Origin of the sequence: Rheinheimera sp. UJ63 (genome assembly GCF_021568285.1) — a bacterium.
GTDB classification, from domain to species: Bacteria; Pseudomonadota; Gammaproteobacteria; order Enterobacterales; family Alteromonadaceae; genus Alishewanella; species Alishewanella maricola.
The window spans coordinates 31,648-56,562 of record NZ_JAKGTQ010000003.1 but is presented as its reverse complement, the minus strand read 5'-3'; the positions used below and the strand labels follow the sequence as shown (position 1 = coordinate 56,562).

General features: G+C 46.1%; 23 protein-coding genes and 2 riboswitches. Of the genes, 4 read left to right on the top strand and 19 right to left on the bottom strand.

Going from position 1 to position 24,915, the window contains the following annotated elements:
- Positions 1–236 precede the first annotated feature (236 nt).
- The 10 genes from L1N97_RS10445 to L1N97_RS10400 form a co-directional block, all read right to left on the bottom strand.
- On the bottom strand, positions 237–2,813 hold the full coding sequence (locus tag L1N97_RS10445; protein ID WP_236129750.1) for a TonB-dependent receptor plug domain-containing protein: 2,577 nt from the start codon (positions 2,811–2,813) through the stop codon (positions 237–239).
- Positions 2,814–3,202: 389 nt separating this feature from the next.
- Positions 3,203–3,574 carry a DUF3718 domain-containing protein gene (locus L1N97_RS10440; RefSeq protein ID WP_236129749.1) on the bottom strand — a complete coding sequence of 124 codons (372 nt, stop codon included), beginning with the start codon at positions 3,572–3,574 and terminating at the stop codon, positions 3,203–3,205.
- Between the two features lie 103 nt (positions 3,575–3,677).
- Positions 3,678–3,764: riboswitch (cyclic di-GMP riboswitch) on the bottom strand.
- A gap of 162 nt (positions 3,765–3,926) precedes the next feature.
- Positions 3,927–4,934 (bottom strand): ArsA family ATPase, encoded by a 1,008-nt coding sequence (locus L1N97_RS10435; RefSeq protein ID WP_236129748.1) that lies wholly within the window; start codon positions 4,932–4,934, stop codon positions 3,927–3,929.
- Positions 4,925–5,197, bottom strand: a complete 273-nt coding sequence (locus L1N97_RS10430) for a cory-CC-star protein (protein ID WP_229585939.1) — start codon at positions 5,195–5,197, stop codon at positions 4,925–4,927. Before L1N97_RS10430 ends, L1N97_RS10435 begins: the two co-directional genes overlap by 10 nt.
- Entirely contained in the window at positions 5,194–6,873 is a 1,680-nt protein-coding gene (locus L1N97_RS10425; RefSeq protein WP_229585940.1) for a carbon starvation CstA family protein, read from the bottom strand. The genes L1N97_RS10430 and L1N97_RS10425 overlap by 4 nt, the downstream gene beginning before the upstream one ends.
- Positions 6,874–7,001: 128 nt before the next feature.
- Positions 7,002–7,373, bottom strand: a complete 372-nt coding sequence (locus L1N97_RS10420; protein ID WP_226751534.1) for a YdbL family protein — start codon at positions 7,371–7,373, stop codon at positions 7,002–7,004.
- Positions 7,374–7,383: 10 nt separating this feature from the next.
- Entirely contained in the window at positions 7,384–7,572 is a 189-nt protein-coding gene (locus L1N97_RS10415) for a YnbE family lipoprotein (protein WP_226751535.1), read from the bottom strand.
- Positions 7,569–10,145 carry a YdbH domain-containing protein gene (locus L1N97_RS10410; RefSeq protein WP_236129747.1) on the bottom strand — a complete coding sequence of 859 codons (2,577 nt, stop codon included), beginning with the start codon at positions 10,143–10,145 and terminating at the stop codon, positions 7,569–7,571. The genes L1N97_RS10415 and L1N97_RS10410 overlap by 4 nt, the downstream gene beginning before the upstream one ends.
- Positions 10,146–10,273: 128 nt before the next feature.
- Positions 10,274–11,977, bottom strand: coding sequence for a M28 family metallopeptidase (locus L1N97_RS10405; RefSeq protein WP_236129746.1), 1,704 nt, complete (start codon positions 11,975–11,977; stop codon positions 10,274–10,276).
- 89 nt (positions 11,978–12,066) lie between these two features.
- Positions 12,067–12,663, bottom strand: a complete 597-nt coding sequence (locus L1N97_RS10400) for a hypothetical protein (protein ID WP_236129745.1) — start codon at positions 12,661–12,663, stop codon at positions 12,067–12,069.
- Positions 12,664–12,739: 76 nt separating this feature from the next.
- Between L1N97_RS10400 and L1N97_RS10395 the strand changes: the two genes are divergently transcribed.
- Both L1N97_RS10395 and lysC read left to right on the top strand, forming a co-directional pair.
- Entirely contained in the window at positions 12,740–13,009 is a 270-nt protein-coding gene (locus L1N97_RS10395) for a DUF3081 family protein (RefSeq protein WP_229585945.1), read from the top strand.
- A gap of 118 nt (positions 13,010–13,127) precedes the next feature.
- A riboswitch (Lysine riboswitch) is annotated at positions 13,128–13,300 on the top strand.
- Between the two features lie 92 nt (positions 13,301–13,392).
- Positions 13,393–14,742 carry a lysine-sensitive aspartokinase 3 gene (gene lysC / locus L1N97_RS10390; RefSeq protein ID WP_236129744.1) on the top strand — a complete coding sequence of 450 codons (1,350 nt, stop codon included), beginning with the start codon at positions 13,393–13,395 and terminating at the stop codon, positions 14,740–14,742.
- Between the two features lie 138 nt (positions 14,743–14,880).
- Here lysC and L1N97_RS10385 read toward each other — a convergent pair whose 3' ends face one another.
- The gene (locus tag L1N97_RS10385) at positions 14,881–15,306 is read right to left on the bottom strand and encodes a hypothetical protein (RefSeq protein WP_236129743.1); all 426 of its coding nucleotides are present in this window, start codon (positions 15,304–15,306) and stop codon (positions 14,881–14,883) included.
- Positions 15,307–15,355: 49 nt separating this feature from the next.
- Positions 15,356–16,012 carry a 7-cyano-7-deazaguanine synthase QueC gene (gene queC / locus L1N97_RS10380; RefSeq protein WP_229585948.1) on the bottom strand — a complete coding sequence of 219 codons (657 nt, stop codon included), beginning with the start codon at positions 16,010–16,012 and terminating at the stop codon, positions 15,356–15,358.
- Between the two features lie 113 nt (positions 16,013–16,125).
- On the opposite strand from queC, the gene queE reads away from it, so the two are divergent.
- Complete coding sequence (queE, locus tag L1N97_RS10375; RefSeq protein WP_324295602.1) at positions 16,126–16,791, top strand: 7-carboxy-7-deazaguanine synthase QueE; 666 nt, start codon at positions 16,126–16,128, stop codon at positions 16,789–16,791.
- Between the two features lie 30 nt (positions 16,792–16,821).
- Here queE and L1N97_RS10370 read toward each other — a convergent pair whose 3' ends face one another.
- From L1N97_RS10370 to L1N97_RS10350, 5 genes are all read right to left on the bottom strand, one after another.
- Positions 16,822–17,400 carry an LON peptidase substrate-binding domain-containing protein gene (locus L1N97_RS10370; RefSeq protein ID WP_236129742.1) on the bottom strand — a complete coding sequence of 193 codons (579 nt, stop codon included), beginning with the start codon at positions 17,398–17,400 and terminating at the stop codon, positions 16,822–16,824.
- 113 nt (positions 17,401–17,513) lie between these two features.
- A complete protein-coding gene (locus L1N97_RS10365) occupies positions 17,514–17,969 on the bottom strand; it encodes a DUF2069 domain-containing protein (protein ID WP_226751545.1) in 456 nt (151 codons plus the stop codon).
- On the bottom strand, positions 17,969–18,553 hold the full coding sequence (gene wrbA / locus L1N97_RS10360) for an NAD(P)H:quinone oxidoreductase (protein ID WP_226751546.1): 585 nt from the start codon (positions 18,551–18,553) through the stop codon (positions 17,969–17,971). Before wrbA ends, L1N97_RS10365 begins: the two co-directional genes overlap by 1 nt.
- Entirely contained in the window at positions 18,550–18,894 is a 345-nt protein-coding gene (arsC, locus tag L1N97_RS10355) for an arsenate reductase (glutaredoxin) (protein WP_236129741.1), read from the bottom strand. Before arsC ends, wrbA begins: the two co-directional genes overlap by 4 nt.
- 19 nt (positions 18,895–18,913) lie before the next feature.
- Positions 18,914–20,290, bottom strand: a complete 1,377-nt coding sequence (locus L1N97_RS10350) for a M48 family metalloprotease (RefSeq protein ID WP_229585952.1) — start codon at positions 20,288–20,290, stop codon at positions 18,914–18,916.
- 318 nt (positions 20,291–20,608) lie between these two features.
- Between L1N97_RS10350 and L1N97_RS10345 the strand changes: the two genes are divergently transcribed.
- Positions 20,609–21,679 carry an AI-2E family transporter gene (locus tag L1N97_RS10345; protein ID WP_236129740.1) on the top strand — a complete coding sequence of 357 codons (1,071 nt, stop codon included), beginning with the start codon at positions 20,609–20,611 and terminating at the stop codon, positions 21,677–21,679.
- Positions 21,680–21,681: 2 nt separating this feature from the next.
- On the opposite strand, the gene L1N97_RS10340 is transcribed toward L1N97_RS10345, so the two are convergent.
- A complete protein-coding gene (locus L1N97_RS10340; RefSeq protein ID WP_236129739.1) occupies positions 21,682–23,706 on the bottom strand; it encodes a TonB-dependent receptor family protein in 2,025 nt (674 codons plus the stop codon).
- A 2-nt stretch (positions 23,707–23,708) separates the two neighbouring features.
- The gene (locus L1N97_RS10335; protein WP_236129738.1) at positions 23,709–24,824 is read right to left on the bottom strand and encodes a PQQ-dependent sugar dehydrogenase; all 1,116 of its coding nucleotides are present in this window, start codon (positions 24,822–24,824) and stop codon (positions 23,709–23,711) included.
- Between the last annotated feature and the right edge of the window lie 91 nt (positions 24,825–24,915).

The following is a 24,915-nucleotide window of genomic DNA, read 5'->3' as shown; positions in this document are numbered from 1 at the left end:
CAGCAAACGTCAACAAGCCCTAGATTGTCACACTCTACAAGATTAGTTAAGAGGCTAGCGCAGTTGCTGCGTTAAATCACCCTTAGCGTCAGATAAAAACCGCTAGCGAGTGGCATTGTTGTATCAATAGCACAACAGCATCAATAGCAAAGCGCAGGACGGTAAAATAAGCGATAAAAAAAGCCTGTCAGCAGCAGCGACAGGCTTTGTCTTAGTCATGCATTATTAGCAAAAGCTTAGAAGCGGTAGCTTATTTTAGCATAGACAAATTGACCACGTGGGTTATGCACCTGTGAGGCATAGCCATACAAATCACCATCACCATCACCTATCACAAAAGGTGGCTCTTCATCTAAAGCATTATTTAAGCCTAATACCAGTGTGGTATTTGGATTTAGGTTATAACGGCCTTGTAAGTCCAGCAGCATTTGCGAGTCCACCATACGTGTTTTCGTTGACTCCACGTCGGCTGGCGCCGCGTAATCTTCAAATTCACTAACATAACTTAAGCTAGCCACAAAACCCCAGTCACCATGGCTCCAGTCTGCCGAGGCTAACCAACGGTGCTGTGGATAGTTATATTCACCCGCATAGTCGATGCCGTTTTTTTCAAACTTACTGATATAAGACCAATCTAAGCTAAAGCGTACCATACCCATATCTTGCAGTGCTAAACGATAAGAGGTCGATAGATCTAAACCAGTAGCTTCTTGTGAGCTAACGTTGATGTAGCTGTTAAAGATACGAGATAGCTCACCTAAGCTTTGCCCCGGTAAGGCGGGAAGGCGCACACAGATGGTACTCGCTTGGTTATTACACTCGGCAAGATAGACATTCTGAAAGTCATTTTGGTCAATCTTATTGTCTTGGGTAATGCTCCAGACATCTGCAGTAACATCAAACTCATCATTAATTTGCCATACAAAACCTAGGTTAAAGGTTTCTGATTCCTCTGGCTGCAAGCCTTCACTACCTTGGAATACGATAGTGTAATCGGTGGCGGCACAGGCGGGGTTAGCAGCACTTTGTGTAGGGCAACGGTATGTATCTGTAAAGAAAACAGACTCTTGTGAAGGGCCTAAACCAATTTGCGCTAATGATGGAGCTCTAAATCCCTGACCAAATGAGGCGCGCATGGTGAAGTTATCGACGGGTCGCCACTGCATCGCCAGTTGTGGATTAACCGTAGAGCCAAAATCGCTGTAATCATCATAGCGGCCAGCAACGGTAAATTCGAGCGTATCGCTGACGGGAATTAACAACTCAAGGTAAGCTGCGTATTGATCACGTTCAGCTTGTGCTGATACCGATTCAGTACCAAAAATTAAACCACGTTGGAATTGATCATCTGGCTGGTCAAACGCATCTTCTTTACGGTATTCAACACCCGCAGCAAAAGACACCATCTGATCGCCTAATGTAAAGGCTTCACCTGTGATGCTCGCATCGTAAGAAGTTAGATGAGACTCACCACGGCGAACCAAGCTGGTGGTTATAGCGTCGATAACCTCAGGGGAGTTTACAAAGCCACCAAACGGATTATAGTTTCCTAAATCAATTTGTTGCTGTAAAAAGTCGGTTCTTACCCAGCCTTGTGATTTGCTACCCGTTTGCATTGATTCGCTGCGGCCTTTCTGGGCTGAAATGTCCCAATCCCAATTATTTAATTGGCCTTTTACCCCAATTAACATACGCATACTATCAGATTCAATATCCCAAGTCCGTGGGCCGGCATCAACGGTACGGAAACGGTTAATACTAATATCCGTGCCAAACGGATTGTTTGGGTGGCTTGCCGGTACAGTTAAACCCGCATCACCATCTAGAGGTGTGGCAGCACCTGAGGCTTTCGAGCGGTTATGCTGTACTGATACTTCAACATAGGCTTGAATATCTTGAGTAAGCTGTTGGTTACCTTGGAAAATTGCGCCAACTCGTTCTGCTGGTGGATTGGTCATACCGAATGGACCATAATCAAATACACAGGTTTGGCCAAATGTCCGTTCAGCTGGGCAGCCTGGATCAATGCGTTGTACGCCATTGACGATAAAATTACCGGGATAACCACGTGAAGAACGCAGGTCTGAGCCGCCGTAGGGTTCTTGGTTAGCCGTACCATTACGACCCATTTCAGCACCGGTTATAGTGGTGTTTTTGAAGTAATCCAAAATTAAGGTCGCGTTCGCATCACCCGCTTGCGTACCCCAGACTAAACTTGCCGCAGTTTCATCATAAGAGGGGCCAGTCGTGCCACCTTGACTGAAACTTACTTCAGCACCATCGTAGTCTTTGCGTAAAATGATATTAACCACGCCCGCAACCGCATCAGAGCCATATACCGCAGAGGCGCCGTCCTTTAAAATTTCAATGCGTTCGATAGCCGCCACAGGGATAGAGTTAATATCGACAAAAGAGTTGGCAATGCTTTCAGCAAAAGCACTCACCGCGATGCGTCGACCGTTAATTAATACTAATGTTGCATCTGAACCAAAGCCACGCAAACTGATAGCTGCACCACCGTTTGCGGTGGAGTCTTGGTTGTTTCCGCGAGTTGAAAAGGTGCCTGTACCGGCTACGGGAGTTCGTTCTAAAAGTTGCTGTAAATTGGCGAAGCCAGACTTAGCGATTTCTTCTCGGTTAATCACGTCAATCGGTGAGGCGCCTTCTAAATCATTTCTCTTGATGCGTGAGCCTGTCACTTCAATGCGTTCTACTTGAGCTTGCTCGTCATTCTGTTGAGCTAAAACTACGCCACTTGTGAAAAGTGAATTAACAGCGAGTGCGCACAGAGAATAGTTAAATAGCTTTTTCATAAAGTTCCTTTGCATGATGATGTAATCCCGTCACGAATGCGACGCTTTGATTCTAGCATCAGCTTGTATTTATGCTAGTCACAAAAATTCACAATATTAGACTAATGTATTAGCAATTAGTCTAATATTAACATTTTAATGAATAAGCCAATCTATAAAAGTGACGATTAATAATAACAATGACTTAGGGGAGGCGTTTGTAACCCTAGTGTTTTTTATAGTACGTTTGAATACGGTGGTAGACATTAAAGCACCCAATATCAAGCTAAACACATCAATAATAATTCATTATGTGTTAACAGGTTTGGAAGCGGATTTGCTTAGGGCAAGATGAAAAAAGCCAGTCAAATTGACTGGCTAAAAGGAGAGGGAGTGTATATGTTTAGCGGTTAGCCACCTGCGCGAGCAACTAAAACTTCAACAACAGGTGAGTCAGCAAAGCCATTACCTTTAGCCCAGTTAATGTCACCTGAAGAGGCAACGATGCTGCTTGGTAATTGCTTGATGATAAATTCAGCGGTGTCATTCGCGTTGTTTTTGATTGCAAAACGGACCATGGGTAAGCCGTCACATACGATACCTTCGTACACATTGCTTAAACGTAAGCGATTATCAGATAAGGTTTTACGTAATTGGTTGCGGTTATCTGCAGCGACGTAAGAGCAGATTGATTGTGCTAACTGTTCGTCAGCGGCAACAGGAGTACTGATAAATGCTGATGTAGCAACTAAAGCGGCAAGTGTAATGATGGTCTTAGTCATGGTGTGCTCCTGCGTGTGCCGTTGGCGATCACTGTAAAGTTAGTTAATTTAGTGAAAGGCAAATCATGCGGGAAGCGTGATCATTAATTAACATGGGTTAATTAATGGCAGCCCGGCTATCATAGGGAAGAACCCGTTAGATCCGTAGCTTTGCGTGTTCATCCTTTCGGATGACTTGCCTGTCAATGAATTTATACTAATCAATGATTATTAAATGTGCAAGAAATAAATGGTTCATTTTTTAAATTCTTTTTTTAAGCGCTGTATTTTTGCAAGTGTTTCGTAATCTTTGCACTACCGACACGAGGTCTTGCTGAAGGGCAGATTTGTGCAGACGAAAAAAAACTGGGCCTTAAAGCCCAGCGTTGTTTAACAAGTTAGCCATTAATTCTAAAGCGGCTAAGCCTTGAATATCAGTAGCTTGTAACGGGATCTTATAGCGCGGTAGCTGGCTAAAATCCTGTTCAATTTGTTGTAAATGGCTTTGTTCTTGGGTGCGTCTTTTCGCTAAAAAAGCGCCATCCGCTTCAGCAGGTAAAATACGATTAACGATTAAACCGGCTAACGGTAATTTTTCTTGCTGTAAACTTTGTACCGCACGACCTGTTTCTAAGATAGGCAACTTCTCGGGCGTTAATACAAAGAGTAAAGCGGTGCGCTTTTTATCAAGCAATAACTCACGGGTGCGTTGCAATAAACGTTGCCGAGTTAATAGGGTTTCGGTGATGGCCTTATTGCGCTCATCCATGCCTGATGTCGCCAGCTCGGCGGGATCAACCAGCGGATTATCAATATCACGGCCGCCTTTAGGGGTCAGATGTCCGAGCACTTCACCGAGTTTTTCCGAGCGTTTATTGGCACTGAGTAAGCCTTGCGTCCACGCGGCCATGGCTTCAGGCAAGCTGAGTAAGCGCAAAGTATGGCCTGTTGGTGCCGTATCGAATATGACTAAATCATAATCGGTTAAACCCAGTTCAATCGTATGCGCAATCCGTTCCAGCATGGCCGCTTCTTGTGCCCCAGGTGATTGCCTTGTTAAACGCATTTGCCGTTCAATTTCAGCGTACATTTCAGGACGGGTAAAACGCTTCAATTGCGCGCTCACTCTGGCCAGGTGCTGATTCACTTCCTCATCTGGATCGAGTTCTAATGCATCCAAATTTGCAGCTAAACGAGTGATCTTGTCGCCAATTTTTTCACGACCAAAGGCATCGGCCAAGCTATGCGCCGGATCGGTGGAAACCAATAACACTTTTTTACCGCGTTGGCTGGCTAATACCGCTAAGGCGGACGACATGGTCGTTTTACCGACTCCGCCTTTGCCACCAATTAGCAGTACTTTTTTGTCGGTTAACAACATTTGAAATTATCCAGAGGTGAGTGCTCCATACCCATGCGGGTATGCCAATCATGAAATCGCTCCATTAACAGTGGCTGCAATTCTAAGGTGTAATAACTGGCAGGGTTGGGGACACCCATCATTTCAGAAAAAATCAGCAGCATGAAGAGGTCATTTTGCTCCCGTTGCGCTCGGGCAATAGCCGAGCGGTAGGGGGCATTATAAGCCTCTTCAGCATAAAAACTGGCCTGGCGAAACCAGGCCTTAATGGTATCGAGCTTCATACTTTATCGTTGGCAAGCTTATTGGCTTTGATTTGTCGGGTAAGCGTACCCACAGATTCAAGGATCACTAAGATTGCTGCGATTAAGATAACCAAGTCTAGAGTGAATAAGAACCAATCTTGCTTGTCATAAAAGCTTTTGAGTTGAATTAACAGACCTAGAGTGGTCATTGTTAATAAGAAGATTAATGGTGCCAGCGTGTACCACATTGGACGGCCCAGTTTTACTAACATAACCGTGATCACTAGCAAGGTTAAACCTGCTAATAGTTGGTTAGTGGTACCAAACAATGGCCAAATCATCATGCCGCCTGAACCATCACCACCGGCACCAAAGGCCAGCAGTAAACAAGAACCTACCGCTAAAAGCGTGGCGGGTGCAGCTTTTTGCATCCAACTAATATTATAAATACTGCCCCATTCTTGGAAAATGTAACGTTGTAAGCGTAAGCCGGTATCCATCGTGGTACCTGCAAACAAAACTACCATTACCGTTAACAAGGTTTGAGATAAAACCGCGTCTAAACCAATACCATTTTCCAAGATATTGGCACCGCCGCGGATAAAGGCGCTAACGCCACCTTGGCCAAAGCTATGATAAATTGCCTGCCAATCAGCAAGGGTAGCAAAACCGGCAGTGGCAGCAATAATGGCTGCTAAAGCTAATGAACCTTCACCAATGGCGCCGAAGTAACCGACAAAACGTACATCGGGTTCTTTATCAAGCTGTTTAGAAGTTGTACCGCTAGCAACTAAACCATGGAAACCGGAGATAGCACCACAGGCGATAGTAACGAACAACAATGGGATCAGCGAAGGTGTGCCTTCCGGTACATCATGATTAAAGGCCGGAGCAACAATATCTGGGCTGGCAAAAATAACGGCCGCGTATAATAAACCTAAACCGATAAATAATTGGATGCCGTTAATGTAATCACGTGGTTGCAATAAGGCCCATACCGGTAATAATGAGGCGATAGCTGCGTAAACAAACAGTAAGACAATCCAGCCTTGGCGATCAGATAAACCCATAACGGTTTCTGGTAACGACAGCGGGAACATTGGGCCGGCATAAATCATCGCATAGAGCGCGACGACACCAATAATGGTCACCATTAACAAGCCAATCAGCTTGCGATAAATTAACTGACCGATAATTAAGGCAACCACAATGGCGCCCCAGACGGGCACGGTGGCGCTTGGGAAGTTAATTAACTGACCGGCAATAACCACGGCAAATACCGCGTTAACCATCAGCAATACCAAGAAAATAACGATCATAAAGATACTGCGGGCGCGATTACCGACGATATCACCTGTTAAGGCACCGATAGATTTCGCTTTGTTACGGCTACTGGCCCAAATTGCGCCTGCATCGTGCACACCCGCAAAGAAAATAGTACCAAAGACAACCCATAAAAAAGCCGGTACCCAACCCCAGATCACCGCAATGGCAGGCCCGATGATGGGGGCTGCTCCCGCTACTGAGGTAAAGTGATGCCCCCATAAGATATACTTGTTGGTTGGCACATAATCGATACCGTCCTGCATTTCATGAGCGGGCGTACGGAAATTTGGATCTACCTTGAAGATTTTTTCGCAAATAAACTTTGAGTAAACAAAGTAACCTAGCGCCATGGCGGCTAGGCCCATTACCATCAAATAAATAGCATTCATGCTATAACCTCTTAGTGGGTGTTAGAATCAACCTTAAATAATACAGTAAGGCCTGATGTTCAAGTATGCGACTAAAGTCTAATTGTTGGTTCCTGTTATCGGTAAAGTTGCTGTTTTTGCTGTAAAAATCAGCGTTTTTGTACCCATTTTCCTTCAAGTAAAATAAAGTGGCCACGTTGCGTGCGTTCGATGGCCTTTTGACCTGCTAAGGCTTCAACATCTGCAACGGCGATATTGTTGTCTTTTGCTAGGCGCGTATATTCGGCACGGCGTGCATCATTAATCAGTTTAGCGATGGTGTCGGCTTCACTATTGGCGTTGATCACCCCAAGATAACCATTCAGTTGTTCACCAACTAAACCTTGTGTTTTGGCGTTGGGTAAAGCGGCCATTGCTTGTTGTAATGTCATGGCCATAATTGGCAAACTGACTGCCATTAATACACTCAGTACTAACAGTTTAAGTGAGCTAAAAGCGGTAAAACGTGATAAAAAAGTCATGGTGTTCTCCTTAGAATAACCCGCTGGCATCACTGAATAAATCGTCGAGTTGCTTATCTACTTTAATATAGATCTCATGTTGGATTTTTACATTAAGGTTAATGTTAATAGGCTCATTGGCTAGTGCGACTTCCACCTTTGGGGTGCAAGCAGCAAGGGCGAAAACTAAGCCTAGCCCTAGCAGCGCATGTCGTTTCATCGTTTTTCTCCTGCAGCGGCTTTCGCAGCTTGTTGTCGTTGAATATATTGTTGGACTCGTTTGGTCAAGGTATCGTTCAGTTTGTTGGCTAACTGCAAGCTCGCGAGCATGGCCGGTAAATCTTCCTCTAAGTTAATATTTAAATTAATCGCTCGGCCTTGTTGTAAAGCCGGATTGGCGCCTTTTAGCTGTAGCGCCAGCGTCAGTTTGCCATCGGTTGCATAATTAAGTTCAGAGTTCAGTACACTAAATTGAAAGTTTTCCAGTGCATCAAAGACGATTTTCATACCGCCACTCTTCGCTGAGGCAGCACTGGCGGCACTGCGATACTGCAAAGTGCCGCCTGGCGCTTCTGCGGCTAATTGACCTTGTTGCACACTAAATTGTTTGTTGTTGATAGTTAATGGAATACGTCCGCTTAGTTTACCATTGGCTTTTAATTCTGTAGTGGGGTGCTGACGCACCAGCTCTGCTAAATCAAGTTGGTTGATTATTAATACCAGTTGCTGGCTTGGCTGTTTTAGCACCATTAATTGAGGTTCAACAGACAACTCACCTTGCATAAAGCCTAGTCGAGCGTCTAACAGTTGTAAATTACCTAAAATAGGTTCTGCTAGGGTCGCTTGATACTGCGCCTTCAGCTGTAATGGGCCCATCTGTAAGCCATGGTTAAGCTGCGCCAGCTGTAATTGTGGTACCGCTATTGTGAATTGCTGGGCTTGTAAATTCACTAAAAACTCAGAGGTTAAGCCAGTAAACAGGGTACGATCATAAAGGCCTGTTAATTCTCGAAAATTCACCTGTGCAGTGGCAGCAAGTTGTTGCTGATAGCTAAGCTGGCCATGGGCGTTAATACGACCACGATTTAAACTAAGTAAACTTGGCCAAGCATGGAAGCTTGTGGCTAATGGGTTGCCTGCCAGTAAAAACAAGTCCTCGAGTTGCCAATCCATTTGCAGTTGCGCAGGGGCTTGCCATGCGGTTTGTTGTTTTACGGTTAAGCCACTGTCATTGCTTAACACCCCGTCAGCGTCAAGCTTTGTGAGGGAGCCACTGACGTTGCCTTGCCATTGCCAGTTTTGTGTGAACAATTGAGTGTGTTGCAGTTGTTGTACCACCAGTTGCAGTTGACTGCTCAGCGTGACATCGGCCTCTGCTGCTTGGCTAATTGTGGTGGCATTAACGGCTAGTTTCACTTGACCTTTAGCGCTGGGATGCGTCACTTTTGCCGCTAAGCTGGTGTTATCGGCTAGCTGTAATTGCCAATATTTGGCCTGCCAAGCGCCGTGAAAACGGCTTTGCAATGTCACATCTTGCAGTTTCAATTGGTGCGCTTTGACGTGCAGTTGCTTGGTTTTTAGCGTGAGTTCAGCTTGATTGAGCGTGATGGCTAGCTCTGGCGTTAAACTTAACATCGCTTGTGCATTAAAGCTGCTTTGTACTGGGCTGGCCGAACTAAGTTGAAGTTTTAGCGGCAGTTGCGATAATGATGGGCTGCTGGCGCTTTGACTATCAATTTTAATCAGCAGCGGCGCCAGCGGATCCGCCAAATAAGCTTTCAGGCCAAAATCAGGATAATGACTTAATGCCAGATCAGCGGCTAATTGCCACTGCGCCACTTGCTGATCGGCAATCTGGAGCTGTGCCTTTAATTCTCCTTTTAACCAGCCGACATTGGGAATAATAAATGCATCGGGGGCTCTGGCAATAATATCTAACTCGGCATTGGCCAAGGGTAAGGCGTTGGTTGCTAGCCTTGCCTCAGGCCATAGCTCGGGTAATTGCCAACGGGCGACAAGATGTAATTGTACTGGTTGGGTAAATTGCTCGCGCCATTCATCAGGTATCTGCAGATCCCACTCGTTAAGCCAAGCTAATAAGGCCGGTGAGGGCGGCGAAATGGCTAAGGCTAACTCGGTACTGGCAGCACGATCGACAGCAAGCTGTTGTTTAAAACTTAACGCCAGTTGCTGATCTAGGATCAAGGTCGCTTGAACAGCCAGTGCATCAGGACCTTGCTGCAATTGCCAATCAGTTTTGACGGTTTGCTGATACTGTGGGCTTCTGAACGATAAATTGGCTTGCCAAGCTTGCTGTTCATCCGCACTGGCCAGTAGACTAGCTTGCAAGGCACATTGGCCGCTGGCACAGGGCAGCAATAAATCGATTTGGTCTAGTTTAATCAGCTTTGGCAACCATGTAGGTAAGCGCCAATCGGCTGATAGCACCACAGGGAGGCGAGCGGCGGTGTCTGCCACGTGCTCGCCGGTTTGCTGCACAGTGATGGTAGCACTGGCCAGTTGGATGCTATGTGCTTGAATTCGAAAAAAGGCCGGCCATGACCAGCGCAGTTGTAAGTCGTGAAAGCTCACTTCGCTACGATAGTGGTCGTTTTCATAAACGAGATCTAATTGGTTTATGTTGGCTTGATGCCAAGAAAGGTGTGCCAGTTGCAGCGACCAGCTACTGATCCCGGCCATTTTTAATTGAGTATGCAGGTACAACCAAGCGATAAACAGTAACACCGGTAATGCTAACAGCAGCATAGCTAAGATTTTTAGCAATCGACGCATGCAGGCTCCTCGTTAGTTTACCGCCAAAGGTGAGTGTGCTTTAGCCTAACTGAATTGATTCTGAATTTATAGCGATAAAAAAAGCAGCCGAAGCTGCTTTTTAATGTAACTGATTAAATTAAGAAAAATTATTCTTGGCGTTGTGCCGCTGAAGCATCACGAATAGCGCGGAACTCGTTACCTTGATACCAGTTTGGCCACAGTCGACTATTTGCTAACTCGTTACCGACGCGATAGTACAAGAACAGATCTTGCTGCGCACCACGTAAGTCCCAACTGTCGTCCCATTCATCACCTACTTTGTGATAACAACAGCTGTTGTATTCTGCACGTTGAGCCGCACCCCATTCTGAGCCGTTTTGATAGTGGTCATTACCGCCTTTGGCATACAGGATTGGTACCCCTTTTTTCGACAAACTAAAATGGTCTGAACGGTAAGCGATACCGGCTTCTGGATTCGGCTCTTTTACGGCATATCGATTTTGTGCTTTGGTGTGTTTTACCAATATTTCTTCTAAGTCGGTGTTACCCAGTCCAACAACGACCATGTCTTTCATTGGGCCATAAACGTTCATCACATCCATATTGATGGCTGCAACTGTTTTCTCTAATGGGAATACTGGATTTGCAGCATACCAAGCAGAGCCAAGTAAGCCACGCTCTTCCGCCGTCACTAACACAAATACCACCGAGCGCTCTGGCTGGGCGTGTTGTTTAAAGTATTCCGCTAAGGCAATAACAGCACCGGTGCCGCTGGCATTATCTTGCGCACCATTGAAGACTTTATTGGTTGGGTTGGAGAAGTCCATGCCAAGGTGGTCCCAATGCGCCATGTAAAGTACGTATTCATCGGGGTATTTGCTACCTTCAATGTAACCGACCACATTACTTGAGTTAAGCTCGCGTAAGTTGTTATCGATGGAAACCGACGCTTTCACATTTAATGGCACCGGTTTGAAATCACCTGATAAAGCCTGTGCACGCATGCTTTCAATATTTTGATCAATATTGCTAAACAGCTTTTCAGCGGTTTCTGCGGTGATCCAACCTTCCACTTGTGCACGATCACTGTTTTTGTTTTCTTTGATTAAATCAAATTTAATCGGCGAGCCATGCGCAACCACGCCCCAACCATAGCTAGCAGGTGCGGTTTCGTGAATGATCAGGACCATTGCCGCGCCTTGACGCGCCGCTTCTTCATATTTGTAAGTCCAACGACCGTAATAAGTCATGGCATTACCGTTAAACAATTCAGGATCTTGAGTCGCATAACCGGGGTCGTTAACAAACATCACGACGGTTTTGCCTTTAACATCTAAGCCTTCGTAGTCGTTCCAATTATATTCTGGTGCAACAATACCGTAGCCGACAAACACCATTTCGCTTTCTGCGACATTCACTTTTTCAACAACTTGGGTGGTCCAAGCAATCATGTCATCGCGATAGGCTAGGCTATCAGGCACCGCATCGCCACCGCCCGTAAGTGTCATTGCCGTGACATTTTTCGGATCAATTTGCACCAACGATACCGGTTGTTTATAGCTGTCGCCATCAATGCCTTTTAAACCGATACGGCGAAAATTATCTTCAATGTAAGCAACGGTAAGCTCTTCGCCTTTAGTGGCCGGAGCGCGCCCTTGAAATTCATCTGAAGACAGGGTTTTGATGTATTCAGCGAGTTTAGGGTTAAAGTCGGTATCGACCAACGCAGGGGCTTCGGTGGTTGCCGTAGCCGCCGCATTACTAGGGGCTTCGGCAGATTTATCGCAAGCACTGAGGAATAGTGCAGAGGCTAAACTTAACCAGATAGCAGGTTTAACAGTATCTTTCATTAGAACTTCCTTGGATGTGTTAGGCTATATTCTTAGTGTATGAGTCGACGACACACTTGCCTAGTGCTGCCGTCGCGAAATTAGGGCGGTTAATCGGCATAACCCCAAGGTACAGGCGGTAAAGACACCGGTTGAGTCAAATCAAAGTCGACCCGAAATTCGCGGCCTTCGCGCACTAGCCGATAAGTAAATTGTTCTGGATAGACATACATTTGCCAGGTATTCCCAATGGATTGTGCAGAGCCATTGGCGGCAAATAACTCTTTAGAGTATTGATCGGCAGGAAACGACTGCACGTTCGGCCAACCGGCATCAACAGTATGACCCCCATACATGGTTTGCTCGTCATGCGAACCATCTTTATGGCGGTGATCGTGTTTTAAAGAGAGTCCTGAACCGGTTTTAGTGATAATCCAAGTACGCGAATGATTGTCTCCGACATGAAACGGTATTTGTAATTCCGTATCGGTGCAGCGGCGTACGTGCATAATTAATGCACCATCAAAACCCGGTGCAGCGGGTGTATCAACGACGGTTTTGCCGGCAAAGGCTTTTCCACACAGTGCTTTTAATTGATTAAAAAAACTATCATGCGTGGCAATAGAAACGAGCGGTGCGGGTTGGACAATGTTGGCGTGAGCTGCAAAGATGCTGAGTAAACTGGCAGCAACAAAGGCTATTTTCATTATTTTTCTCCTTTTAAGACAATCGAACTATACCGATAAAGCGTAACTGGTTCAAACCGAACAAACTGGAGTCATTATGCAAAACGAAATTGATGGCAAGTTCTTACTGAATTTGTACAGTAAAATTGAAAAATCAGGTCAAGCCGTGAACACTGAGCAGGGGGCGGGCTTTGAATTAGAAGGCATAACCGTAAGCCAAGGTTTTGATGGTTATGAAGTCTACTTTACCGATGGGCAAGTGCAACTCACCTTGGGTTTTCATAATAAATGGCATGCCGATGCCGCTGAAGAAAAAACCATGGAACGTTTTCTAGAACGGTTAAAACATATTCAAACACATTATTAATTTTTCATTGGCGCTTGACGGTTCAAGAAAATCATTGCATTCTTACATCTAGATGGCTAAAAGGCTATTGCAAGTCTGCAGAAATCTTGGTAAAGTCAGCGCCGTCAATCGTATTCGATAGACCAGAAGAGGCGCGCTAGCCAGGTATTCTATGTCAGAGCACTATCACTCGTAGCATAGTTGAGGGGGTTTAGCGCCGAGAGTGAGTAACGAGATAGACATTACTTACTCGGTCGCTAAGGCTGAATCCTTAGGACTGTCACCTGTAATCGGTGGAGAGCTTCTGGCCTTTGTTACTTTCAGCAACGGTCTGTTTCTATTCTCGTTTTGCCTGCTAGCAAATGCCATGCTCTGCTTATCTAATTTGTTAAGGAGAGACCCCAGTGTCTAAATTTATTATTGCCAAATTTGGTGGCACCAGTGTCGCTGACTTCGATGCTATGTCTCGTTGTGCCGATATCATTCTGGCAGATGACAATATCCGTGTGGTAGTGGTTAGCGCAAGCTCAGGCGTAACCAACTTGTTAGTGGATATTACCAAAACTACTGATGTCACTTCCCGTCACGATGCCTTTGCTGGCATTGAGCGCATTACTTTAAATGTGTTGAATCGCTTACAGCAACCGCAAGTCGTAGCCGAGCCTATTGAGTTGTTGTTGGCTGAACTTAGAGCGATGATTGAAAATGGCGGTGCAGTATACAGCAGCGCACATAAAGATCTGATCCAATCCTTTGGTGAGCGTTTAAGTTCTGTGCTGTTTGCACAAGTATTAGTTGAGCGTGGTGCGGCTTCGCTGTGTTTTGATATTCGCCGAGTTATGCGTACCGACAGTCGCTTTGGCAAAGCTGAGCCGCAATTAGCAATGATCGCTGAGCTTGCTCAAGTGCATTTAACACCGTTGTTAGCCGATTATCGTGTTGTTACCCAAGGCTTTATTGGCGCAGATGATTTTGAACAAACCACAACCTTAGGCCGTGGCGGTTCCGATTACAGTGCCGCCTTATTAGCTGAAGCGATCCAAGCGGCAACGGTACAAATATGGACCGACGTTGTGGGTATCTTCACCACCGATCCGCGTTTAACCAGTGATGCGCGTTGTATCCGCGAAATCAGTTTTGACGAAGCGGCAGAAATGGCCACTTTCGGTGCTAAAGTGTTACATCCTGCCACCTTGTTGCCGGCAATGCGGCAAAATATCGCGGTGTTTGTCGGTTCAAGCCGTGAACCGGCTGCCGGTGGAACTTGGATTGCGAAGACCGTGCAAGAGCGGCCACCTTATCGTGCTATCGCTTTGCGTAAATCACAAACCTTGATCACAGTAAAAAGTCCTGCCATGTTGCATGCCGCGGGTTTTTTAACACGGGTGTTTGATACACTTAGCCGTCATCAGATCTCGGTCGATTTGGTCACAACATCCGAGATCAGTGTGGCGCTAACGCTGGATGAAGGCGGCATGACCAGTGCTTTTTCTAATAGCGTTGAACCCGCGTTAGATGAGCTTAAAACCTTTTGTGAAGTCACCGTTGAGCAAGGTTTAAGTTTAGTGGCGGTGATTGGTAACCATTTACATAGCAGTAAAGGGGTAGCGGGCGCGTTATTCCATGCGCTTGAGCGTATTAATATGCGGCTGATTTGTCACGGCGCTTCAAAGCATAATCTGTGTTTCTTAATCCAAGATCAGGATGGCCCCGCTGTCGTCAAGCAACTGCATCAAAGCTTGTTTAGCAGTTAGCACGGCCTCATTTCGCCACTGAGCTAGCGTAAAAAAACCGGTTTTAACTTAAGATAACGTACTTAAGCCTAACCGGTTTTTTTGTGGCAGACGGGCTCGTTTTAGTGTGATGCTGGTGTTAGCCACTGAGCGCAGCTGTTAACGATAAGCCAGCACACTGGCGTGCAGTTCACCATAGCAATTGAGGGGTTGACCAACGCACAGCTGCTGCGTATCGCTGAGCCAAACCGGCAAAGGTTCAGCGCTATCTGCAAGACGCAGTAACAGCTGCTCATCACTAAGGATCTGCTGTACGACGCCACTAACCTTAACTTGCGGCAAGCTGGCGACAATGGCTTGTAACGATGGGTTCGCTTGGGTGTCGTCATCGCTCAGCCGTTTGGCCTCCCACAAACTACAACGCAGCGTAATCGTCTGCTGATGCCGTTCTGCTATGGCATCAAAATCGTCTTCATCACCATCAATGATCAGTGCTTTTAATCCTGTATAGCTACACTGGGCTAATTCTGCACCGGCAGTGTAGGGCAGTCGACTCAGTTTAGTGATCTGAGTGTCTATCTGCATACCGCTTCGCTCCTATTTAGCAAAAGACAGGGTTAAACAGGCTCCGCCGTTATTCATACGGCAACGGATCGGTGGTGTGATTGAGTGCAAAGGCTTCCAAACGCTCCTGACAAGAACCGCATTTACCGCAAGCATGTTCACGGCCGTTGTAGCATGTCCAGGTTTTACTGTAATCCAAGCCCATTGCTAAGCCATCACGTAAGATCTCAATTTTCGTTTGATATAAATACGGGCTGACAATGTCGACGGGTTGATAATTAGCGATCTGACAAACATCATTCATTTTTTCAACAAATTCAGGTCGGCAATCTGGGTAGATAAAGTGATCACCTGAATGTGCACCATAATATACCGCGCGCGCGCCCAGTGAGTCGGCATAACCAACCGCAAGCGATAATAAAATCATATTGCGGTTGGGCACTATGGTCGATTTCATGGTATCGGCAGCATAATGGCCTTCAGGCACATCGATGTCACTGGTCAGTGAAGAGCCGCTGATCAATTGGTTAATCGCGGTAATATCAACAATTTTATGGTCGATATTTAATTCCTGGCAAACTTGCTCCGCGCATTTTAGCTCTTTAACGTGGCGTTGGCCGTAATTAAAAGACAGCGCATATACCTGATGACCGGCATGAATGGCATTGTGCAGCACCGTGAAGGAGTCCATACCGCCAGAATAAATAACCACAACTTTTTGCGTCATTCGCGCCTCTCTCTAGTATAATGCCGGAAAATTTGGCCGCGTAGTATAGTGCAAAAGCGGCAAGGGCGCACTAATTGCGTCGGTTACTTTGATTTAGAGGATTAACAAAGCGGGTGTATAAGGTTAACGAAGTTTTTCAAACCATTCAGGGCGAAGGTAGTTTTACCGGTATGCCAGCGATTTTCGTGCGGTTGCAGGGCTGTCCTGTCGGCTGTGCTTGGTGTGATACCAAGCACACTTGGGCCATCAATCTGGAACAACAAGTCGATTTGGCTCAGGTCAGTGCGAAACAAGCCGATAGTGAATTTTGGGCAGATGTGACACCGCAAGCCTTGTTAGCACTGTTTGCCGAGCGTGGTTATCAAGCCCGGCATGTGGTGATTACCGGTGGTGAACCTTGCATGTATGATCTCGTTCCATTATGCCAAGCGTTAAGCGAGCAAGGTTACAGTAGCCAAATTGAAACCAGCGGCACATTTGAAATAAAAGCCCCTGCTGATTGTTGGGTGACGGTATCACCAAAATTGAATATGGCGGGGGGCTATAAAGTTTTAGCTAGCGCTTTGCAGCGCGCTGATGAAATTAAACACCCGGTGGCCATGCAAAAACACGTTGATGAGCTAGTGACGTTATTAACCGAGCATCAAATTTTAAATAAGTTAGTGTATTTACAACCGATTAGCCAGCAAAAGCGCGCCACTGAACTTGCCATCGCCAGCTGTATTCAGCATAACTGGCGCTTGAGTGTGCAAGTGCATAAATACTTGGGTATTGAATAAGAATACAACATCAGCTTTCAGCCCTAAGGCTTAGGCGTTATGTTCGAACCAGCTTTCAAGTTGCTCTAAGCAATAGGCAGGATCACTTTGCGCTAAGCTCACTTTAAGTGCCGGTTGCATTGGCAGTAATTCTAACCAGCGCCCGGCCAGCCAAGCGCCATCATCCAGTTTAGGCTCTGGGTATAACTCCGCTAACAGCGGGTATTCGGCTAAAAGCGCTGCAAAGGATTGGGCAAAGCCATGCTGAGCTGCCGGCAGCAGTGTATCAGCCCAATCTGCTTGTGCTTCTACCTCGGCGATGTGCAAATTATCACTCTCTTGCCAACGGTGGCGGATATGATAACGACCTACGCCACGCAAGGTGATGCCTAACAGACCATCTGGCAATGCTTCAAAATCTTCTATTTTCACCTTACAGACCAGTGGCAATATCCGATCAGGGTGTTGTTGACTGACGAATGGATTTAACGTGGCCATCGCAAAATCACGTTTTTCACTTAGCGATTCTTTGACCAACCGGACATAGCGTGGCTCAAATACCCGCAATTTCATTCTGCCACCGGGTAACAGAAAACTGCTTAATGGAAATAGTGCCAATTGCTCGCTCATAACTACTGCATATGTTTATTCAAGATAGTGAATATTACGGACTCAATGAGCAAGCAGATTGCTCGCATAAAAAAAACTGCAAGCTACCGAGGGTAAATTGCAGTTTTGCTGGATTAACGACCCGAGATTTTGCGCTCTGGATCATCTTTTAATTTGGGGATTTTTAAACCAAGTTCTTGGCCGCGATTGCGGGCAAAGTAGGTGCAGCCATAAAACATGACGCAAGATAACACTAACTCTACTGCAGACAAGGCTTGATATAAGCCGCTGCTGACCCATAAGTTGGTTAAACTGTGTAAAAAATAGATCATGACAATAAAATTAGCCCAAGCAAAGGTATATGCTTTGGCTTTGATAATGCCTATCATCGGTAACCATAACGGTAGCCACAAAAAAAGGAGTGTACTAAGCGTGCTGGGTTGCAAATTTTGATCTTCACCATAACTCACTGGGGCCAACCAAAGATGCCACAGCGGGATCAAAAGCCATAAGCCCCAATAGCCAAGCCTACCCAATAACAGAAAACGTTGGGTTTGCGCAGACATGGGCACTGCAGAAGTTGCCGTCATTAACTTGTAAATCCTTTATTTTTCAATGCAATACTAAGTTGACCTAGGCGTTTGCCAAACGCCAAGGCTAATCGCTGTTCGTCAACCGATAACTGGGTATCATGGTTTAAACCACTGACATGGCTTGGGCCGTAAGGTGTGCCGCCACTCTGGGTTTTATGCAGCTCAGGCTCGCTGTAAGGCACGCCCATTAATACCATACCGTGATGTAGCAAGGGTAACATCATACTGAGCAGGTTGGCTTCGTTGCCCCCATGCAAACTGCCTGAGGACGTAAAGACCCCCGCGGCCTTGTTAATTAATTCGCCTTTAAGCCAACAACTGCTGGTTGAATCCCAAAAAGCTTTAGCTTCCGCGGCCATATTACCAAAACGTACTGGGCTACCAAAGGCTAAACCATCACATTCTCGTAACTCTGCTAATTCAGCGACGGGGTGCTTAGGCACACTGGTTTTATCAAAACCAGCTATACAGCGAACTTTTGCTTCTGCACCGGCTTGTTGGATGCCGCTGGCGATTTTCTCAGCCAAAGCAGCGACTGAGCCATGGCGTGAGTAATAGAGGACTAAAACACTGCAAGTCATGCTAACAACGCTTCAATATTAGCTAACGGCCGGCCAATCGCTGCTTGCTTACCTTTAACGACGATAGGGCGCTCCATTAAACGTGGATGTGCGACTACGGCCTCGATAATCTGCTGCTCGCTGAGCGACGGATCCGCCAAGTTCAAATTTTGATACTCTGGCTCTTTACTACGTAAAATCTGCCGTGCAGGTAATTGTAACTTCGCCAGTAAATCAACGATGGCTGGGTAATTGAGTGGCGTTTTTAAGTATTCAATAACTTGATAGGGTTGGCCGCTATCGGCCAGAAGCGCTAAAGCGTCACGGCTTTTTGAGCAACGTGGGTTATGGTAAATAATCATAATAGGTCCTCATCGTCAGTTACATGCGTTGCAAGCGCTCAAATTCAGCTTGCAGTTGACGTTTTTTGGCTTCAATTCGCCGGTTTTCTAAACGGGCATCGGGTTTAAGACTGTTCAACGCTTCATTCAAATCATCGATGGCTTTTGGATAATTAGCCAATTGATAAAACAGATCTGAGCGTGTTTCATAATATTTGGCGAAGTCTTCTTGTGCTTTATAAGCTTCTGACAACAAATCATAAGCTAAGATATTATCGTCTTTGTAATACAATAAGTTACGTAGCAAATGTACGGCTAAACCATAGTTAGCTGATTTCACGGCCACGTTAGCGTAGTTTAACGTTACCACTTGGTTGTTAGGCCGCAGTAAATAGGCTTGTTGTAAAAACTCTTTTGCTTGTTCGTATTTCTTTTCAGCTATCAAGATATCCGTATACACATCAAGGTAATACAGGTTGTACGGATCTTGCTTCAGCAAGTCTTCTATAAGAACACGGGCTTCTTCGTAGTTTTTATTATCTAGCTTGGCAATGGCTAAACCGTAATGATTGGCGCGGGTATTGCCACCGGGTTCGGTTAGCATACGTTCGAAGATGATTAACGCATCTTTGGTGCTGTAATGATAACGGGCCAAAATACGCGATTTAGTTAAAGTGAAATCTTGGCTATCCGGCACAAAACGTTGTGGGAACTGTTGCGCACGTAAACGGGTGTCACTGACTCGAGCTTGCGAAAGAGGGTGCGTTTGTAAAAAGGATAATTGTTGATTAACAAACCGGCTTTGTTGACTTAACCGGCTGAAAAATATCGGTACGGCATTAGGATCAAAACCCGCTTCGGCTAAGATCGTCATCCCTATACGATCAGCTTCTTGTTCATTACTGCGGGTAAAGTTAATGGCACTTTGCTGTGCCGCGCCCTGCGAGGCGGCCATCGCAGCCATGCCCGCTTCTGGGTTGATGGTCGCTAAAATAATCGACCCCAACAAACTGGCAATGGTCAGCGGCGAACGTTGGTTTTGCGCTTCAACAAAACGGGCGATATGTCGTTGTGTCACGTGGGCAACTTCATGGGCGATCACCGACGCAAACTCACTTTCACTTTCAGAGACCGCTAAAGTACCCGTATGAGAAACGATATTGCCGCCTAAAGAGGCAAAAGCATTAATCTCTTTGTTATTGACCCAATAAAATTTAAAAGGAAATTTCACATCATTCGAGCGAGCGACTAAACGGTTACCCAGTGCATTAAGGTACTCATCGAGTAAAGGGTCGTACACCATGGGTAAACGAGCACGGGTTTGTCGGATCAGTACATCACCGATTTGCTTTTCTTTTTCAGGCGTTAAAGTTGAAAAAGCGTTGCCGCCAATATCGGGCAATGTATTTAAAGCCATAGCGGATGGCGTCTGCAAACTCAATGTGAGCAGAGAGAGCAAAATTGTCTTTCTTACTGCAAAGCGTATCATAAATCACTGACCTGTTTGATGCTGCAAATTAAGCTACATTTCTGCTGGTTTGGCTCTGTTAAACGCTGTAAGTTCAGTTAAGTTCAACGAAGCGTCACTGTTTGTCGCTTTTTAATACAATCAGTAAGCTAACGGCTCAATACTGCACTAATTTACCACATTCAGCACCTTGTCTAACAGTGAGTCGTTACTTTTATGCTGATGTTGGTATACTGCAAAGTCGTTTAAATTTACGCGAGGCATCACATGCTAGACTGGTTGCAAAAATGGTACAAAAACAAATTCTCTGATCCGCAGGTCGTTACGCTATTTTTGATGCTGCTGACCGGTTTTTTTGCCATTTATTGGCTCAGTGGCATGTTAGCGCCTGTGTTGGTCGCCATTGTATTTGCCTACTTATTAGAATGGCCCGTTGCACGTCTAACGCGCTGTGGTTTTAATCGAACCATCAGTACCAGCGCAGTAGTGCTTGGTTTTATGAGCATTTTGATCCTGCTGTTGATGTGGGTGGTCCCGATTGCTTGGTATCAAGGCCGTAACTTATTGCGCGATTTGCCACAAATGATTGCGCTCGGTCGCACTTACTTACTCGAATTACCTGAGCTGTTACCCGGCATGGTCGGCGAAGATCAGATTTTATTGCTGATGCAATCAGTTGATGAGCGAGTCATGACGTTTGGTCGCACTGTGTTGTCGTTATCACTGGGATCTATTGTGGATTTAGTCGCGCTGCTGATTTATCTGGTATTAGTACCGGTCATGGTTTTCTTTATGCTGAAAGATAAAACCGAGTTGACTAATGGCTTTGTGCAGTTTTTACCCGATGAGCGCAAATTAATTACTCAAGTTTGGCATGAAATGAACGTGCAGATCATGAATTATATTCGTGGCAAAGTGCTGGAAATTGTCATTGTCGGTACGGTGAGTTACGCGGTATTTTCGTTGTTTGGGTTAAACTATGCGATGTTATTGGGCTTACTGGTCGGTTTCTCGGTACTCATCCCCTACATCGGGGCGGCTGTGGTCACGCTGCCGGTGGCCACGGTAGGGTTGTTTCAGTTGGGTTTAACACCTGAATTTGGTTACTTACTGTTGGCGTATGGCATTATTCAAGCCTTGGATGGCAATGTATTGGTGCCGCTGTTATTTTCAGAAGTGGTCGACTTAAACCCCGTTTACATCATCATTGCGGTATTGTTTTTCGGAGGGTTATTTGGTTTTTGGGGGATTTTCTTCGCCATACCATTAGCTTCACTGGTAAAAGCAACAGCGAAAGCGTGGTCAACGAGAGTCCATCCCGCTGACCCCGCAGATTAATATTACCAGCGATAATTTAGGTTCACACCCGCACTAAAATAACGTCCTGGTGCGGGTTCAAAAGCGCGGCCATTACTTTGATTAACCACCACCGCACCCACATTTTTCCGATCGGTCAAGTTGTTCACTTTTAGCCAATAACGCACTTGCCACTGTGCTAACACCTGCTCGGTGCTGATAGCGGCATCAAAAGTAACGGCGCTTGGCGCAAAATCACTATTCTCATCATCGGTTGCAATTTTGCTTCGATAGCTGCTGATCCATTCTAAATATAACGGCAGCGCTAAGCGGGGTTGATAGCGTAATTGCGAATAGGCATCTGTTTTTGCTACGCCGGGTAAGCGATTTCCCGATAGTGCTGTTGATGCAAAGGTCGCATCAAGTAAGGTTAAGCTAAAATCGTGTTGCAAATGCGCGGATAACGCGGTGCGCATTGCCAATTCAATACCATCTCGCGCCGTATTACCGGCATTACGATAACTGGTGCGGCCGTTATTGCTACTGGCAACCAACAATTCATCGCTGCTGCGGATACTGAACACACTTAAGCTCATGCTGCTCGCAGCATCTTGGTACTTTATACCTGTTTCCCACTGGCGATTCTCACTGGCTTGTAAGCCTAAATTTAAGCCACTGCCTTCAGTTTTATAGGCAAGCTCGCTTAATGTGGGGGCTTCAAAACCTTGACCCGTACTCATAAACCAAGCCCAGTTGGCGGCAAACTGATAATTTATACCGATGGCGCCAGCGTGTTGGTAATAATTGCGCTCACCACTGTCATCGGGATTGGCGCCTTGGATAAAATTATCGCGAATAGCATAGTGCAGTTCGCTGTAGCGTAACCCCCCATTAAAGCTTAATTTATCGGTCGGTTGATAATTGACACGCCAGTACAGATCCCGGTTTTCGGCGAGATTGGTTTCGTCGCGTCGCAAGTCACCCCGCTGTCCGAATTGATTAACATACCCTTGGCGAGCATCATCACTTTTGGCAATGGCCGCGCCAACCAGAGTACTCAGCTCAGGGTGCAGCTGCCATTGCTTTTGTGCATTAGCGCCTTGGAAATCGCGGTCTAGTGCTATGACACCGCCTGATGAGGTGATGGCAGAGCCGGGGAAGGCTAAGTTTTGTGCCACTTCACGATTACCTTGCCAAATAGCAACTTGCCAAGGATGCTTACCACTGTGTGCTAGGGCAAGGCTGGCTTGATGTTGTCGGGTGCTTTTAGTGGTATCAAACAAACTGGCTTGAGCCGCTGTTTGCTCAGGATCTTCTCGCCATTGCTCTGCAGATAAACTCAGCGGATCTTGCAGCAGCGGATCATTCGAGCCGTCAATGCGAACACGTAGGGTGAGCTCGTCTGTTAATAAGCTTTGCCAACCAAATTGAACTTGTTGCTTACGCGCGCTGGAACGCTCTCGAAAGCCCTCTGTTTCAAAGTGTTTAGCGGCCAACTGCCAACTATTATTTAATGAGCGTTGGCTAATTTGCAGTTGGTATTGCTGATGCATAGAACTTAACGCGAGATCACTGCTAACCCCACTGGGTTGTTGCTCATTAGTGTATAACGAAATCACGCCACCGGCGCCATTGCCATACAATACGGCCATCGGGCCACGCAGTACTTCGGCATAAGCAATGTTATCGAGTAAAACGCTGGAGAGTTGGCCTTGGCCATCGGGTGCCGAGATGGGTATACCGTCTTGTTGTAAGTAAATACCACGAATACCAAAAGCGCTGCGGCTACCAAAACCACGTAAACTGAGCCGTGTGTCCTGCGCAAAATTGGCACGACTATCAACTTGCAAGCCGGGGATCCCTTGCAGGAGTTCCGCGCTATCGATTAACAGACCGTGTTCATTGCGCCTGGCAATGTCGATACTCGCAGGCGTACTGAGCCAAGATTGTTGTTGCTGACTGGCTGTAACTACAATAATTTCTGTGGGTTCAGCCGCGAATGCCGAGTAGGGCAACCAGCTGGTGGCAACAAGGCCACCGGCTAGTGTAAATCGAGGAAGCATAGACATGTTTAATTGGCAGCTTTTAATCGAAGAATTTGGCCATTAATTTGATCGGTCAGCAGATACACTGCACCATCAGGGCCTTGGCGGACATCACGGATCCGCTGGCCAATCATAATACGTTCTTCATGACTGACTTTTTCACCGTTGAGTTCTAAGCGCACGAGTTGACCAAATTTCAGTGATCCAACTAATAAGCTGTCTTTCCACCCAGGAATGGCGTCAGACAAGTAGAAGCTCATGCCGCTAGGTGCAATGGATGGCACCCAATAATGCATTGGCTGCTCTAAGCCGGCTTTTTTGGTTTGACCAATAGTGCCGCCGCCATATTCTTCCCCATAAGTAATCACCGGCCAGCCATAGTTAAGTGTGGCACGCGTTACGTTAATTTCATCACCGCCTTGTGGGCCGTGCTCATGCGTCCACAATTCACCCGTAACGGGATGCAGAGCTGCACCTTGAATATTACGATGACCATAAGACCAAATATCATCTAAGACTGCAGCATCTTTCACATAAGGGTTATCGGTGGGTACGCTACCATCTAAATGTAAACGGATCACTTTACCGTGATGGTTATCTAAGGTTTGTGCATCATCACGGCGCTGCCCTCGATCGCCCAATGTTATAAATAAGTAGTTATTATCTTGGATCACTAAGCGCCCGCCAAAGTGATGGCGGCTTTCAAATTTAGGATTAGCACTAAACACGATGTTTAAATCGCTGATCGCCGTGTCGCTCAAAGTTGCCATGGCGACAGCCGTACTGCTGCCATTTTCGCCAGGCTGATTAAAACTAAAATAGAACTGCTTATTCGTTGCGAAATCAGGGTGTAACACCACATCAAGTAATCCCCCTTGACCGTTGACAACGATGTCAGGTAAGCCCTGTAAAGGTGCGCTCAGGCTACCGTCTGTATTAACGAAACGCAGCTTGCCAGCGCGTTCTGTTACCAACATCCGACCATCGGGTAAAAATGCCAAACCCCAAGGGTGCTCTAAGCCTTCGGCCACTTTTTCAACAGACAAGACTGATTTTTCTGTTTGTAAGGTTTGTGCATTCATCACCGGTGAGGCTAATAAAAGGGCCGAAGCCAGGGCAGAAAATGTCATTAATTTTTTCATCGGGTGCTCCAAATAAGGATAAAGCTAAGCGTAATCACTGAATATGATGCTAGCAGCTCTGTCGTTATTTAGTATAACGACAGGCTAAAAT

Excerpts from the sequence above, each read along its gene's own strand:
- L1N97_RS10445 (WP_236129750.1), bottom strand. The coding sequence starts at position 2,813 with ATGAAAAAGCTATTTAACTATTCTCTGTGCGCACTCGCTGTTAATTCA.
- L1N97_RS10440 (WP_236129749.1), bottom strand. The coding sequence starts at position 3,574 with ATGACTAAGACCATCATTACACTTGCCGCTTTAGTTGCTACATCAGCA.
- L1N97_RS10435 (WP_236129748.1), bottom strand. The coding sequence starts at position 4,934 with ATGTTGTTAACCGACAAAAAAGTACTGCTAATTGGTGGCAAAGGCGGA.
- L1N97_RS10430 (WP_229585939.1), bottom strand. The coding sequence starts at position 5,197 with ATGAAGCTCGATACCATTAAGGCCTGGTTTCGCCAGGCCAGTTTTTAT.
- L1N97_RS10425 (WP_229585940.1), bottom strand. The coding sequence starts at position 6,873 with ATGAATGCTATTTATTTGATGGTAATGGGCCTAGCCGCCATGGCGCTA.
- L1N97_RS10420 (WP_226751534.1), bottom strand. The coding sequence starts at position 7,373 with ATGACTTTTTTATCACGTTTTACCGCTTTTAGCTCACTTAAACTGTTA.
- L1N97_RS10415 (WP_226751535.1), bottom strand. The coding sequence starts at position 7,572 with ATGAAACGACATGCGCTGCTAGGGCTAGGCTTAGTTTTCGCCCTTGCT.
- L1N97_RS10410 (WP_236129747.1), bottom strand. The coding sequence starts at position 10,145 with ATGCGTCGATTGCTAAAAATCTTAGCTATGCTGCTGTTAGCATTACCG.
- L1N97_RS10405 (WP_236129746.1), bottom strand. The coding sequence starts at position 11,977 with ATGAAAGATACTGTTAAACCTGCTATCTGGTTAAGTTTAGCCTCTGCA.
- L1N97_RS10400 (WP_236129745.1), bottom strand. The coding sequence starts at position 12,663 with ATGAAAATAGCCTTTGTTGCTGCCAGTTTACTCAGCATCTTTGCAGCT.
- L1N97_RS10395 (WP_229585945.1), top strand. The coding sequence starts at position 12,740 with ATGCAAAACGAAATTGATGGCAAGTTCTTACTGAATTTGTACAGTAAA.
- L1N97_RS10385 (WP_236129743.1), bottom strand. The coding sequence starts at position 15,306 with ATGCAGATAGACACTCAGATCACTAAACTGAGTCGACTGCCCTACACT.
- queC (WP_229585948.1), bottom strand. The coding sequence starts at position 16,012 with ATGACGCAAAAAGTTGTGGTTATTTATTCTGGCGGTATGGACTCCTTC.
- L1N97_RS10370 (WP_236129742.1), bottom strand. The coding sequence starts at position 17,400 with ATGAGCGAGCAATTGGCACTATTTCCATTAAGCAGTTTTCTGTTACCC.
- L1N97_RS10365 (WP_226751545.1), bottom strand. The coding sequence starts at position 17,969 with ATGACGGCAACTTCTGCAGTGCCCATGTCTGCGCAAACCCAACGTTTT.
- wrbA (WP_226751546.1), bottom strand. The coding sequence starts at position 18,553 with ATGACTTGCAGTGTTTTAGTCCTCTATTACTCACGCCATGGCTCAGTC.
- arsC (WP_236129741.1), bottom strand. The coding sequence starts at position 18,894 with ATGATTATTTACCATAACCCACGTTGCTCAAAAAGCCGTGACGCTTTA.
- L1N97_RS10350 (WP_229585952.1), bottom strand. The coding sequence starts at position 20,290 with ATGGCTTTAAATACATTGCCCGATATTGGCGGCAACGCTTTTTCAACT.
- L1N97_RS10345 (WP_236129740.1), top strand. The coding sequence starts at position 20,609 with ATGCTAGACTGGTTGCAAAAATGGTACAAAAACAAATTCTCTGATCCG.
- L1N97_RS10340 (WP_236129739.1), bottom strand. The coding sequence starts at position 23,706 with ATGTCTATGCTTCCTCGATTTACACTAGCCGGTGGCCTTGTTGCCACC.
- L1N97_RS10335 (WP_236129738.1), bottom strand. The coding sequence starts at position 24,824 with ATGAAAAAATTAATGACATTTTCTGCCCTGGCTTCGGCCCTTTTATTA.